The organism is Methylocaldum szegediense, assembly GCF_949769195.1.
Lineage (GTDB): Bacteria > Pseudomonadota > Gammaproteobacteria > Methylococcales > Methylococcaceae > Methylocaldum > Methylocaldum szegediense.
In genome coordinates this window covers 4,741,436-4,754,695 of record NZ_OX458333.1, presented here as the reverse complement: position 1 = coordinate 4,754,695, position 13,260 = coordinate 4,741,436, and the positions used below count along the sequence as shown (strand labels likewise).

Here is a 13,260-nt window from a genome sequence, read left to right as displayed (position 1 = left end):
ACCATGAGCGATTCGACACCCTGGACCCGAGAAGAATTCGAAGCCAAATTGCGTGCGAAAGAAGCGTATTACCACATCCATCACCCGTACCATGTGCTCATGGCCGAGGGTAAGCTCAACAAGGAGCAAATTCAGGGATGGGTTGCCAACCGCTTCTACTATCAAATCAAGATTCCGGTCAAAGACGCGGCCATTCTGGCGAATTGCCCTGATCGCGAAACGCGCCGCCAATGGATACAGCGCATACACGACCATGACGGCTGGGGCGAGGACGCCGGCGGTATCGAAGCCTGGACACGACTCGGCATCGCCGTCGGGATTCCCCGTGAGGAACTGTGGTCGTTAAAGCGTGTGCTGCCCGGAGTGCGCTTCGCCGTGGACGCTTACGTCAATTTCGCGCGGCAGGCGACCTGGCAGGAAGCGGCGTGCTCATCGCTGACCGAGTTATTCGCGCCGACGATTCACAAGCAGCGCCTATCCGGCTGGCCGGACTTGTATCCGTGGATCGACCAGGAGGGCCTCGCCTATTTCAGGAAACGGGTGAACCAAGCCAGCCGTGACGTGGAACACGGCCTAGCCATAACGCTGGACTACTTCAAGACGCGTGAGCAACAGGAACGCGCCCTGGAAATCCTGCAGTTCAAGCTGGACATCCTATGGACTATGCTCGACGCGATGTATTTGGCCTACATCGAAAACAAGCCGCCCTATTTCAACATCAAGCCTTGAAATCATGGCCCTAGACTCGAAAAGTTTTTTTGCCTTCTCGCCCTTACATCGACTGCAATGGGAGGAAGCCCAACAGCGGTACGTGATTCTTTATCCTGAAGGACTGGTTGAATTGAACCTGTCTGCTGCTGAAATCCTCAAGTTATGCGACGGCACGCGAGATTTGGACACCATCGTCTCCGAGCTAGAAGCCAAATTCGAAACGAGCGGTCTAAGGGACGATATTTCCGAACTCCTGCAATCTGCCTTAGATAATGGCTGGATCAGACAAATTCCCCGTCAGTAGTCCACGTTGGCTGCTGGCCGAGCTCACTTATGCCTGCCCGCTGCAGTGCCCTTATTGCTCCAATCCTGTCGACTTCGCGAGACATAAGGACGAACTCGATACCGAGGACTGGTTGAGAGTGTTTTCGGAAGCCCGCGAAATGGGGGCCGTGCAACTCGGCCTGTCGGGCGGCGAACCTCTGGTGCGACAGGACTTGCCAATACTGGTTGGCCATGCCCGTAAGCTGGGTTATTACGTCAATCTGATTACCTCCGGTTACAAGCTCGACGAAGACAAGATCGCCGAACTGAAGGACGCCGGACTGGACCATATTCAGGTCAGTATTCAAGCGCCCGAACGTACGCTGAACAACTATTTGGCCGGTACCGACTCCTTCGAAAACAAGAAAGAGGTCGCGCGCCTCGTCAAAAAACACGGCTACCCCATGGTGCTGTGTGTCGTAATCCACCGCCAGAACATCCATTTGATGCGCGAAATTATTGACATGGCCGTCGAACTGGAAGCCGATTATCTGGAACTGGCCAATACTCAGTATTACGGTTGGGCCCATCTCAACCGCGATCAACTACTGCCGACGCGCGAGCAGTTCCAGGAAGCCGAAGCCATCGCCCAGAGCTACAAGGAAAAGCTTAAGGGCAAAATGAAGATCTACTACGTGGTGCCGGACTACTACGAGGATCGGCCTAAAGCGTGCATGAACGGTTGGGGGACGACTTTTCTAACCATCGCGCCGGACGGCCTCGCTCTCCCTTGCCATGAGGCCCGATCGCTGCCGGGGCTCAACTGCCCCAATGTGCGCGACATGTGCATACGCGATATCTGGCTGCACTCCGAAGCCTTCAACAAGTTTCGCGGATACGATTGGATGAAGGAGCCTTGTCGATCCTGCCCGGAGAAGACTAAAGACTTTGGAGGCTGCCGCTGCCAGGCCTACCTTCTTACCGGCGACATGACCGCTGCAGACCCGGTATGCAGCAAGTCGCCGCACCGACACACGGTAAGCGAGGCTGTCGCGAGCGCACGCTCGGCGTTTCAATCGGGCGCAGAAAGGCCGCTGGTGTTTCGTAACGTCAAGAACTCGCTAGGTCTTAGCGGCTGAATCCCGGTCGGCTGTAGTCCGGCTCTTGAATCGAAACAACACGAGGTAGACTGGCAAGAATAAGAGCTTGCGCGTTTACGTCGAGAAATCTGTGGTCAGCCTACTCGGAACCAATACCGCTATTTCCGCAAGCTGAATCTCAACTTGTACAACCGTTAGCGATAGGGATGTTGAAATTCAAACTACAAGGACGTCGCAAGCCTGCGCGCTCTATGACTTCTGGCTCTCCCGATAGAGCGGGGTTTCCGTAGATCGAGAAGCTTTAAACGTGAAGATTCCGTTCGTGTCCTTGGCTGCCTTGTCTTATTCCAAATCGCTTTCAATAGGGCATTAATTTTTTGTAGGGTGGGTTAGGCCGTGAGGCCGTAACCCACCGCGCGACCTCGAATCGGTGGATTACGCGGAGCCTGTCCCGAGCAGAGCCGAGGGGCTAACCTACCCTACAATTAATGTTCACTCGAATGCCGAATGGAATTAAACGAGATCAAAGCGCTCAAAACAGGGCCGTTAAAGGACTTATGGAGCGTCGTTTTCTTGCTAGAAAATCAGCAACACTTTGAAAAACGTCAAGGTGTCTTGGCCACGTGGTATGCCTCTCTTCGAGCCCCCAATCGTTCAAGAACATAAGCAAGGGCTCAAACCACCTATTCCAGATTATTGGTTCGTCAGGATGCGTCGTAAAGACGATTCATATCCGCGATTTTCAGCGTCGCGCTCGATTTCGGATGCCGGTGATCGAGTCTGGCCGACTCCTCCACCGAGGACAATCGGGCCGCCAGAAGAGCTTCGAGAGTACCGAACCAAATAAGGTAATAGCCGAATAATTCCAGGCTTTCTTCAATGATTTGCTTATATCCTTTCTTGAAATCGCTTCCCATGACCAGTTTCAGAAGCTCAGCGTGACCAACCAACTGAGCGAGCACGACTACCGCCAGGAATCCGGACCACAAAAAACCGAACGGTGCCGAACGGATCAAATCACAAATTTGTTCCGGCAATACTTTTCGATAACGCCAGCCAATCATGATCAACACGAAAAGGCAAATACTTGCCGGGAGCTGCCAACCCCAAAATGGCAACTGCCTGTCCCACCAATAGTCCCACTCACGGATTGAAGCGATCATAGCGAACATCCCTAGCACCAGAAACAAAGGCCGACGGTTTTCCCAGCGCCAAGCACCGAAAAAATAGAGCACCACGGTTGCCATGATCAGGCTATATTGCAGCCACTCGACGAAATAGCCTTCTCTGAAAACATTTGCGGCATCGACCCTGAGCAGCCTCGCGAGATAATCGTAAGTAACGAAGATCGTAAGGAAATAAAATACAAACCTTAGCGAACCGAACAAGATAGCAGTCCCATTTTTAGATTCTAATTTTTTTACCATTGATTGCGTGCCCCCTCGAATACCTCCATCAGTTCTCAGTGATGAAGGGATCAACTAGATTCTCGTTTCATCGTTGATAATAGTTCCTTTTACATCGCACCTAGGGTTTCCCCAAACCTTCCCACGGCTGGTACAGCGATTTTGTCTCAATCTCGAACAGCTCGAGAATCCGTGCCACGGTCTCGTCGATCAGCTCCGCCAAGGTCTTGGCCTTGCCGTAGAACGCCGGCAGCGGAGGAAAAACGATCCCCCCCATTTCCGTAACGGCCGCCATATTACGAATGTGCGCCAGATTCAAAGGCGTTTCGCGCGGCACTACGACCAAGCGGCGACGCTCTTTGAGCGTGACGTCGGCCGCGCGGGAAATCAGATTGTCCGAAAACCCATGCGCCACCGCCGCCAAGGTTTTCATCGAGCACGGCGCGATGATCATGCCGTGGGTCTTGAACGCACCGCTCGCGATACTGGCCCCGACATCGCCGACATCGTGAACGACGTCGGCAAACGCACCAACGTCGCTACGCTTCATCCCCAACTCGTGGCGAATATTGAGGACGCCCGCGGAAGAAACGACCAAATGCGTCTCCCACTCTCCGATCTCGCGCAGTACCTGAAGCAGGCGCAAACCGTACACGGCACCGGTCGCACCGGTCATTGCAATGATCAAGCGTCTTTTGCCGCTCATGAGTCGAACCACTCCGCCATTTCATCCGCCGCGCCAACCAGCGCATCGATCATATCCTCTCCCGCGGCGATATGGCCGGCGTTCGGCAGAACACGCAATTCCGACTTCGGCAGGCGCTTGCGAAGACTGAAGGAAGATTCCACGGGACAAACCAGATCGCGACGGCCGTGGATCAGTATCGCCGGCAGATGACGTATTCTTTCGCACTGGTCCAATACGGCATTTTCGGGAATGAAATATCGGTTCACGGCGTAATGGAGTTCGATTCGGGCCTTATTGAGCGCTTCGGACGAGACGTGCCCGTTCAGCTCGGACGGGGCGAATTCGCTGCCTAGAATCACCTGACCGCTCCACAGCGCCCATGTGCGGGCGGCACGCCGCTGGGCCACTTCATCGTCGCCGGTCAGGCATGAATACAAATAAGGCAGAGGATGATCACGATCGGGCTCCGGAATATTGTCCATGAATTGCTCCCATTGTTCCGGATAAATTCGGTCCACGCCCGAACCGACGAACCAGTCGAGATCACGCTGTCGGGCCAGAAACGCCGCTCTCAGCACCAGCCCGGCGACCTTGGTCGGATGGCGCTGAGCGTACAGGAGCGCCAAGGTCGCACCCCAGGACCCACCGAAGAGCAGCCAGCGATCGATGCGAAGTTCGCGACGGATATAGTCCAAGTCACGAATCAAATCGGCCGTAGTATTGCCGACGATCTCTCCATGGGGAACCGAACGCCCCGCGCCTCGCTGATCGACGAGAATGATCCGGTACGTTTCGGGATTGAAAAAGGAACGGTGATACGCCTTGCAACCGGAGCCCGGCCCACCGTGCAGGAACAAAACGGGCACTCCGGAGGAATTCCCGCATTCTTCCACATAGACCCGGTGCTTGTTCCGCTTGAATCGATGAACCGCGTAGGGCTCGATTTCGGGATAAAGAATTCTCATGATGGGCTCAGGCCGGACAGGATCTTGGACCTGGCGTAACGGATGAACAGAACGACGGCGAAATTACCGGTCTGTCTGGAACGGAGAGAAAACCGAAATAAGACTTGTCTAGCATCTCAGAGCGATATATCCACACCGTACTCCGATGCAGATCGTGCCGAATGATTCTACACCGCCGCCGGACTAACAGGCTGCTACTTCCGCAAGAAAAAAGGGGGATTCGCATCCCCCTTTTCTTCGGCTTGAAAAGTGTCTTTAGAAGCCGAAACCGATGTAAGCGCCGGTAGTAAGGCCGTCGGTATCTACGCCTTTGAGCAAACCGCTTTTGCTCTTGATATCCAGGTCGTCGCCCGTGAAATGATAACGGAAATCGAGACCCGCCCACAGATCGCCCCAGATCTTGTATTCGGCGCCGGCGCCCAGCATCAGCCCGGGATTCAGCACGGTAACGCCGCTGGACGGCGGGCTGATGACGTGAATGCCCAAACCGAACGGAATGATCCACGGCCGGAAGTTGCCCAGATTGTTGAACTTGATTTTCGGAGCAGCGGTAAGGGTGAACTGGGTAATCTTGTTCTCGATTACCTCCCCCCCCCCGGTAGCGAAGTCTACGAGGAAATTTTCTCCGGTGCCGAAGTTCTTGTATTCAAACATAACCTCGGCATCAAGCGAGGCAATGTCGGTCAATCCCCAGAAATCGTCAGTCAGCCGATGGTCGAAACCGGCACCGACATACCAACCATCGTTATCGCCCCAGTTCTTATTCTTAAGCAGCGTCTCCGGAGCTTGAGTCTTATAACCACGGCCATGCTCCATCTTGGCGTAACCACCGCGGAAGTAGATCAAATCCTTCTTTTCCTGCGTCTCGGCTTTCGCCAACTCTTGCTCAACCTTCTGTTGCTGAGCTTCCATCCTTTCAGCGTTGGCTCTGGCTTCGGAGCGAGCTCTCGCCAATTCCGAACGCAGTGCGCGCATCTCGTCTTCCATCATCTGCAAACGCCGCTCGATATCGGCTTGAGCGGACGTACCCTTGTAGTGGCTCTCGGCCATTGCCTGCGGCGGAGCGATGCCGGCAGCCGCGACAACGGCGCTGACCATAGCGGCCATTCCAGTCGATTTCTTGATCATTCTTATTCCCCCTCGTGCGAGTTGAACTTAAATCCGTTGTATGCCAGCAACAAAAAGTTGCATGTCGGCGCGATCGTAACAAAAAAATCCCCATACAACAATTAGTCTATTTCATCATTTTTCGCTAATCACCGCTGTTGACATAGTTGCTTTTTCCGAGGCTAGCAGCAACAGATAAACTTGCGGTTATAATGGTCAGTTCGTCTGCAACGGACAGTTTGTGGGGCAAGACTAAGGCCGTCGCTGTGCACTCGGCAAATGCCGGGATGACCATTTAGGAAACTCTGAACAAGTGGATTCCGTTCTTGCCCTTCGACAGGCTCAGAAGAACGTTCGACAAGTTTGTCCTGAGCCCGCCGAAGGACTCACCACGAGCGGAATCAGTATTTTATATAGTTCATCCTGAGCCCTTCGACTCGGCTCAGGTCTGTCGAAGGACTGAATCAGAGCTTCCGTAACGCCAAGCGGACGCCCGTCCCCTCGTGCTTTTTGCTTGCGGGGAATCAATCTAAAAGGAATTCAAGATACTGCCTGTTATTGGGACGCGGTGAAGTTTCGCTCGAATGCAACATTCAAGGGTCCAGAACATATATTCAGAGATACGACATGGCTGTAAAAAATCGATTACATCGTAGCGAGTTGGCTGTTCCCGGCAGCAATAAGCGCATGCTGGAAAAAGCCCCCAACTCCGGCGCCGACGTGGTCTTTCTCGATTTGGAAGACGCCGTCGCCCCGGACGACAAGGAGCAGGCGCGGGCCAACATCATCGAAGCGTTGAAAACCTACGACTGGTCGAAATGCGCCGTCTCCATCCGAATCAACGGACTCGACACCCCTTACGCCTACCGCGATCTCGTAGAAGTGGTTGAAGCCTGTGGCGATAAACTTGACACCATTCTGATCCCCAAAGTGGGCAGCCCCGCCGACATCTATTTCGTTGCGACCATGTTGTCTCAAATCGAAGCCTATAAAGGCTTCAAACCCATCAACATCCATGTCCTCATAGAAACCGCCTTGGGCATGGCGAACGTGGAAGAAATCGCGAGATGCTGCCCCGAGCGCATGGAGGCCATGGTGTTCGGCGTCGCCGACTATGCCGCCTCGGTTCGCGCCCGCACCACACAAATCGGCGGCGCCAATCCCGATTACGGCATGCTGACTGATCCCGACGAAAACGGCCAGCGTCATTTCCATTGGGGCGATCAATGGCATTTCGGTATTTCCCGTATGGTAGCCGCCTGCCGAGCCTACGGGCTGCGGCCCATCGACGGCCCCTTCGGCGATTTCAACGATCCCGAAGGTTACAAGGCTGCCGCACGCCGTGCCGCCGCCCTGGGGTGCGAGGGAAAATGGGCGATTCACCCATCTCAGATTGCTCTGGCAAATGAAATCTTTACACCTACCGAAAAAGAAGTGAATCGCGCGCGTCGAATCCTGGCGGAAATGGAGAAGGCGGCAAAAGAAGGCAAAGGCGCCGTTTCCCTAGATGGCCGACTGATTGACGCGGCCTCGATCCGTATGGCGGAAAACGTCGTACGACAAATCGAACAGATCGAAGCCCGGAGGTCCTAACGTCTTGTCTTAAGACTGGGTTATCTTTGGCCAAGAAGATTCTGAATAGGCTCTCTCGCTCCGCGATAAATTGGCGCGGCGCGGCCGATTTACTCGCCCTATCCCTGCGGCTCAACCTTCGGGCCGTGCTTCGCACATTCTCGTTCGGTTCCGGCGAACGGGTGCCGCTTGCGGTTCTGCATTGGGAGTGCGCGACGTGATCGGGTTAAATAAAAACCTGCCGAATCATTCCGTTGCACGGGTCGCTGCTTCGGGATGGCGACTTGATCAGAGCTTCCTTAAGATGGCCGAACTAAAAGAAAGTCCGTGGCCAAAGCGACCGTGTGCGATCGAAAATCCCGACAACCTCGCAATGTAACGATGCTTGTCGGGCATCATAATTTCAGTCCGACCTACATTGACTAGAGAGGAAAGCAAGCAGTGAACATCCATGAATATCAAGCGAAGGAACTGCTGAAATCATATGGTGTGCCGGTTCCCGTTGGCGGCGTCGCCTATTCCGACCAGCAGGCAGCTCAAGTGGCCGAAGAAATCGGCGGCAATAAGTGGGTCGTCAAAGCACAGATTCATGCCGGTGGTCGCGGCAAAGCGGGCGGCGTGAAAATTGCCGATTCCATCGAGGAAGTACAGAAAATCGCCGATTCGATGATCGGCACCCGCCTGGTCACCCATCAGACTGGTCCCGAAGGTTCCATCGTCCAGCGCGTCTGGATCGAACAGGCTAGCGACATCAAAAAGGAATTTTATTTGGGATTCGTAATCGACCGAGGCTCGCAGCGCATCACGATCGTCGCCTCCGAAGAGGGCGGGATGGATATCGAGGAGGTAGCAAAACGGACTCCCGAGAAAATCGTCAAGGAAGTCATCGACCCGGCGATCGGCCTATTGGATTTTCAGTGCCGCAAAGTCGCCACCGCCATTGGACTTAAGGGCGAGCTGATGCCTCAGGCCGTCAAGCTGATGAAAGCAATTTACCGCTGCATGCGCGACAAGGATGCCTTGCAAGCCGAAATCAACCCCCTCGCCATCGTCGGCAACGGCGCCAACAAACTGATGGTGTTAGACGCCAAATTCAACTTCGACGACAACGCTCTCTATCGCCAGAAAGCCATCACCGAGATGCGCGACCTGGCCGAGGAAGACCCGAAAGAAGTCGAAGCGTCCGGGCATGGCCTCAACTACATCGCACTCGACGGCAACATCGGCTGCATCGTCAACGGCGCCGGTCTCGCCATGGCGTCTCTGGATGCCATCACACTGCACGGCGGACGCCCCGCCAACTTTCTCGATGTCGGCGGCGGCGCCTCTCCCGAGAAAGTCACCAACGCCTGCCGTATCGTGCTGGAAGATCCGAACGTCAAGTGCATCCTGGTTAACATTTTCGCGGGCATCAACCGCTGCGACTGGATCGCCAAAGGTTTGATCCAGGCTTGCAACAGCCTCCAAATCAAGGTTCCGCTGATCGTGCGTCTGGCCGGCACCAATGTCGAAGAAGGCCGCAAGATCCTGGCGGAATCCGGCCTCTCCTTCATTACCGCGGAAAATCTGGACGACGCCGCCACTAAAGCGGTCGCAACGGTGAGAGGGTAAGTATCCATGAGCGTATTCGTTAACAAAAACTCCAGGGTCATCTTTCAGGGCTTCACCGGCGAGCACGCCACCTTCCACGCCGAGGACGCGATGAAAATCGGAACCAATGTCGTCGGCGGCGTCACGCCCGGCAAAGGCGGCACCACGCATTTGGGGCTGCCGGTATTCGACACCGTGGCCGAGGCCGTGGCCGCCACCGGTGCGGATGTATCCGCCGTATTCGTGCCTCCGCCGTTCAGCGCCGACGCACTGATGGAAGCCATCGATGCCGGAATCAAAGTCGCCGTGACCATCGCCGACGGCGTTCCCATACATGACATGATCCGCCTGCAGCGCTTCCGCACCGGCAAGGATACGATCATCGTCGGACCGAATACGCCCGGCATCATCACGCCAGGCGAATGCAAGGTCGGCATCATGCCTTCGCACATTTACAAGAAAGGCAACGTTGGCATCGTTTCCCGTTCGGGAACGCTCAATTACGAGGCAACCGAGCAAATGGCTGCTCTGGGACTTGGCATCAGCACCTCGGTTGGTATCGGCGGCGATCCAATCAACGGCACCGATTTCCTGACCGTGTTACGTGCTTTCGAGGCCGATCCTGAAACCGACATTGTGGTCATGATCGGTGAAATCGGAGGTCCTCAGGAAGTGGCGGCGGCTCGCTGGGCGAAGGAAAACATGAAAAAACCCGTCGTTGGTTTTGTCGCCGGTGTTTCCGCCCCCACGGGCCGACGCATGGGTCATGCCGGCGCGATCATTTCCAACGAGGACGACACGGCCAGCGCCAAGATGGACGCCATGGAGGCGCTAGGGCTCTACGTCTCCCGGAACCCGGCTCACATCGGTCAAACCGTATTGCGGGCGATGAAGGAACACGGCATCGCCGTCAAATAATCGAATCGTAGTCTGGCGTAGGTTGTGAATCCTTCTCCGACACGGCGGGTCCGCAAGGGATTGCCGGCCTACACGTCTGCGTGCGATGAGGAAAATCCGCGCAGCCGGCTTTGTTAAGGGTAATGACATGCGCGATATCTCTCCCTCGGGCTTAAACGCTATCTCGAGACCGCAGACACCAAACCCTTGCTGCTCGACGTACGCGAACCGCAGGAATACGCCTACTGCCACATTGAAGGCAGCCTGCACATTCCGATGAACGATATTTCTTCCCGGCTTGCCGAACTCGATCCGGAGCGGGAAATCGTCGTCATTTGCCATCACGGCATCCGCAGCCGAATGGTGGGCGATTACCTAGAACGCCAAGGTTTCGCCGATATCGTCAATCTTCGGGGAGGCATAGACGCCTGGGCGCGGGATGTCGCCCTTGAAATGTCACGGTACTGATCATGATTGCCGTCATTCAGAGAGTCACGCGGGCCGAGGTGACCGTAGCCGGCGAGAGCGTCGGAAAGATCGGCCACGGGATACTTGCGCTGGTCGCGGTCGAACGAGGCGATACCGAAGCGCAAGCGGACCGGCTAGCTGAGCGTATTTTGGGTTATCGAATCTTCGCCGATGCCGAGGACAAGATGAATCTCAATGTGATGGATGTCGGTGGCGGAGTCTTGCTGGTCTCCCAGTTCACGCTGGCAGCCGATACCCGAAAGGGGATGCGTCCGAGCTTCACGCCCGCTGCTGATCCCGAGACCGGAAAGCGTCTGTTCGACTATTTTGTTGAAAAGGTGCGGGCCCGGCACTCGCCTGTGGAAACCGGACGGTTCGGCGCTAACATGCAGATCGAACTGGTCAACGACGGACCGGTGACCTTCATTCTGAACGTACCACCAACCGCAACCGAGTAAAGCCCGCTTGGTTGCGCCGTCGGGTGAGCGCGGCGGCCATGCCCTTCGCGCCGCGACTCAGTAAGCTTGACGCGCGTGATAGCCTGACGAACAACACCTCGTTCCATTGTTCCAGGTCTGCGTGCCCATCCAACCCGGCAGTACGCAGGTATGCACCATTCGCACCCAAGCTATCCTTCTACCGTTTTACGATTCAATCAACACCCGCGTTCCCACGTCCACCCGCTCGAATAAATCGGCTACGTCTACATTCTTCATGCGGATACAACCGTGGGACGACGGGGTTCCATTGACTCCGGAATCGGGACTTCCGTGTATGTAGATATAGCGCCACGTTGTATCCACCTCCCCGTACCGGTTGAAACCGGGCTCTAAGCCACCCAGCCAGAGAATTCGGGTGAGTATCCAATCCCGGCCTGGGAATTGAGCTTCGAGTGCGGCATCGTAGATTTCGCCGGTCGGACGCCGCCCTTTGAATACCGTGCCGAGAGGGAGCCCTGCGCCGATCTTAGCCCGAATGCGGTGCCATCCGCGCGGCGTGCAGCCGCTGCCCATGCGCTCGCCGGGACCGTTCCTGGCCGTGGACACGGGCCAGGTTTGAACCACCCGGCCGGCCTCGATAAGATCGAGTTCCTGGCGGGGAATGCTGACCCGAAGATAGCGCAGTGGTGCAGAGCAATCGCACTCCACGGCACGCCTCACGCCTTTCCGAACAGCGCGATGGATTCGACATGGGCCGTCTGCGGAAACATGTCCATGACGCCTGCGAGAATCAGACGATAGCCGTGCCGATGAACCAGAATGCCCGCATCCCGAGCCAACGTGGACGGATTGCAGGAAACGTAGACGATGCGGTTCGGCGCCCAACGCGGCACATAGGACAATACCTCTTCGGCACCGGCTCGAGACGGATCGAGCAAGATCTTGTCATATCGCCGATGCGCCCAAGCCGCATCCTTCAAGTCCTGAGTCAAATCGGCGACATGGAACTCGACGTTATCCAAACCGTTGTCTGCCGCGTTCTGGCGGGCCCGCTCCACCGATTCCGGATTACCTTCGACACCGACGACGTGCTGCGCACGTTTCGCGATCGGTAGCGTGAAATTGCCGATCCCACAAAAGAGGTCGAGCACCGTATCGCCCGCCACCGGATCGAGCACATCCATCACTCGGTCTACCATTTTACGGTTGATGTCCACGTTGACCTGCGTGAAGTCGGTGGGCTTGAAGCGAAATTCGATACCCTGGTTCACCAATGCATAGCTCAGCATCGGCGGGTTCTCGGGATGAAGCGGCATGACCGAGTCGGGGCCCTGCCGCTGCAGATAGATGTCAAAGCCGAAACTCACACCGAATGCCGCCAATTTTTCCAGATCGTCCGGCGATGCATTCTCAAGGATGCGGAACACCAGGGCAGCGCGTTCGTCACCCACCGCAACCTCGATCTGCGGCAGCCGGTCCTTGACGCTCAGCGAGCCTATCAGTTCGGATAAATCCTGAAGCCGCTCGCCCACTTTCGGGTGCAGCACGGGGCAAAACGCCAAGTCCGTAGTGAAGGGACTTGAGCGCTCGCGAAAACCGACCAAGACCCGTCCTTTCTTCGGAACCCATTTCACGCCGAGACGAGCTTTATGACGATACCCCCAATGAGGACCGGTCAACGGCGGCCATAACGCCACCTCCTCGATCTTGCCGATACGCCTGAACTGATCCAGCAACAGCTTTTGCTTTTCCTCGATCTGCGCCGCATCGGTCAGATGCTGAAAGCTACATCCGCCGCAAACGCCGAAACTCGGGCAGCGAGGCTGAACCCTTCCGGGCGCTGGCGTCACGACCTGCTCGATCTTGCCCTCAGCATAGTCACGGTGAATCGATGTATAGACGAAGGTCACGTCTTCACCCGGCAACGCGCCCTCGATGAATACGGCCTTGCCGTCAACGCGAGCGACGCCTCGCCCATCATGAGCGAACGATTCGATATGCGCGGGGAATGCCTCCTGGGGAAGCGATTTCTTGCGTGCTCTTGCCGCCATG

General features: G+C 56.0%; 14 protein-coding genes. 8 read left to right on the top strand and 6 right to left on the bottom strand.

Translation table 11 applies throughout. The features are described from left to right. The first annotated feature begins 3 nt into the window (after positions 1 to 3). The 3 genes from pqqC to pqqE are packed head-to-tail and all read left to right on the top strand — an operon-like array spanning position 4 to position 2,114. Entirely contained in the window at positions 4 to 729 is a 726-nt protein-coding gene (pqqC, locus tag QEN43_RS20920; protein WP_026608775.1) for a pyrroloquinoline-quinone synthase PqqC, read from the top strand. Positions 730 to 733: 4 nt separating this feature from the next. Then, positions 734 to 1,015, top strand: a complete 282-nt coding sequence (pqqD, locus tag QEN43_RS20915) for a pyrroloquinoline quinone biosynthesis peptide chaperone PqqD (protein WP_026608774.1) — start codon at positions 734 to 736, stop codon at positions 1,013 to 1,015. Further along, positions 984 to 2,114 carry a pyrroloquinoline quinone biosynthesis protein PqqE gene (gene pqqE, locus QEN43_RS20910; RefSeq protein ID WP_026608773.1) on the top strand — a complete coding sequence of 377 codons (1,131 nt, stop codon included), beginning with the start codon at positions 984 to 986 and terminating at the stop codon, positions 2,112 to 2,114. The genes pqqD and pqqE overlap by 32 nt, the downstream gene beginning before the upstream one ends. A 665-nt stretch (positions 2,115 to 2,779) precedes the next feature. Here pqqE and QEN43_RS20905 read toward each other — a convergent pair. From QEN43_RS20905 to QEN43_RS20890, 4 genes are all read right to left on the bottom strand, one after another. Further along, positions 2,780 to 3,556: a hypothetical protein gene (locus QEN43_RS20905; protein WP_317963569.1), complete on the bottom strand. Its 777-nt coding sequence runs from the start codon at positions 3,554 to 3,556 to the stop codon at positions 2,780 to 2,782. 46 nt (positions 3,557 to 3,602) lie between these two features. After that, positions 3,603 to 4,187, bottom strand: a complete 585-nt coding sequence (locus tag QEN43_RS20900; protein WP_202901060.1) for a UbiX family flavin prenyltransferase — start codon at positions 4,185 to 4,187, stop codon at positions 3,603 to 3,605. Continuing rightward, positions 4,184 to 5,134: a prolyl aminopeptidase gene (gene pip / locus QEN43_RS20895; RefSeq protein ID WP_317963568.1), complete on the bottom strand. Its 951-nt coding sequence runs from the start codon at positions 5,132 to 5,134 to the stop codon at positions 4,184 to 4,186. The genes QEN43_RS20900 and pip overlap by 4 nt, the downstream gene beginning before the upstream one ends. Positions 5,135 to 5,389: 255 nt before the next feature. Then, positions 5,390 to 6,262, bottom strand: a complete 873-nt coding sequence (locus tag QEN43_RS20890) for a hypothetical protein (protein ID WP_317963567.1) — start codon at positions 6,260 to 6,262, stop codon at positions 5,390 to 5,392. Positions 6,263 to 6,868: 606 nt separating this feature from the next. Between QEN43_RS20890 and QEN43_RS20885 the strand changes: the two genes are divergently transcribed. From QEN43_RS20885 to dtd, 5 genes are all read left to right on the top strand, one after another. Beyond that, positions 6,869 to 7,834: an HpcH/HpaI aldolase/citrate lyase family protein gene (locus QEN43_RS20885; protein WP_317963566.1), complete on the top strand. Its 966-nt coding sequence runs from the start codon at positions 6,869 to 6,871 to the stop codon at positions 7,832 to 7,834. Positions 7,835 to 8,254: 420 nt separating this feature from the next. Next, positions 8,255 to 9,424 carry an ADP-forming succinate--CoA ligase subunit beta gene (gene sucC, locus QEN43_RS20880; RefSeq protein ID WP_026608767.1) on the top strand — a complete coding sequence of 390 codons (1,170 nt, stop codon included), beginning with the start codon at positions 8,255 to 8,257 and terminating at the stop codon, positions 9,422 to 9,424. 6 nt (positions 9,425 to 9,430) lie between these two features. Then, positions 9,431 to 10,321 (top strand): succinate--CoA ligase subunit alpha, encoded by an 891-nt coding sequence (gene sucD, locus QEN43_RS20875; RefSeq protein WP_026608766.1) that lies wholly within the window; start codon positions 9,431 to 9,433, stop codon positions 10,319 to 10,321. Positions 10,322 to 10,507: 186 nt separating this feature from the next. Continuing rightward, positions 10,508 to 10,768 (top strand): rhodanese-like domain-containing protein, encoded by a 261-nt coding sequence (locus QEN43_RS20870; RefSeq protein ID WP_051331364.1) that lies wholly within the window; start codon positions 10,508 to 10,510, stop codon positions 10,766 to 10,768. Between the two features lie 2 nt (positions 10,769 to 10,770). Next, complete coding sequence (gene dtd / locus QEN43_RS20865) at positions 10,771 to 11,226, top strand: D-aminoacyl-tRNA deacylase (protein WP_026608765.1); 456 nt, start codon at positions 10,771 to 10,773, stop codon at positions 11,224 to 11,226. A 186-nt stretch (positions 11,227 to 11,412) separates the two neighbouring features. Here dtd and QEN43_RS20860 read toward each other — a convergent pair whose 3' ends face one another. Both QEN43_RS20860 and rlmD read right to left on the bottom strand, forming a co-directional pair. Next, positions 11,413 to 11,928, bottom strand: coding sequence for a L,D-transpeptidase (locus QEN43_RS20860; protein WP_235726496.1), 516 nt, complete (start codon positions 11,926 to 11,928; stop codon positions 11,413 to 11,415). Beyond that, a complete protein-coding gene (gene rlmD, locus QEN43_RS20855) occupies positions 11,925 to 13,259 on the bottom strand; it encodes a 23S rRNA (uracil(1939)-C(5))-methyltransferase RlmD (RefSeq protein WP_317963565.1) in 1,335 nt (444 codons plus the stop codon). The genes QEN43_RS20860 and rlmD overlap by 4 nt, the downstream gene beginning before the upstream one ends. Position 13,260 lies beyond the last annotated feature (1 nt).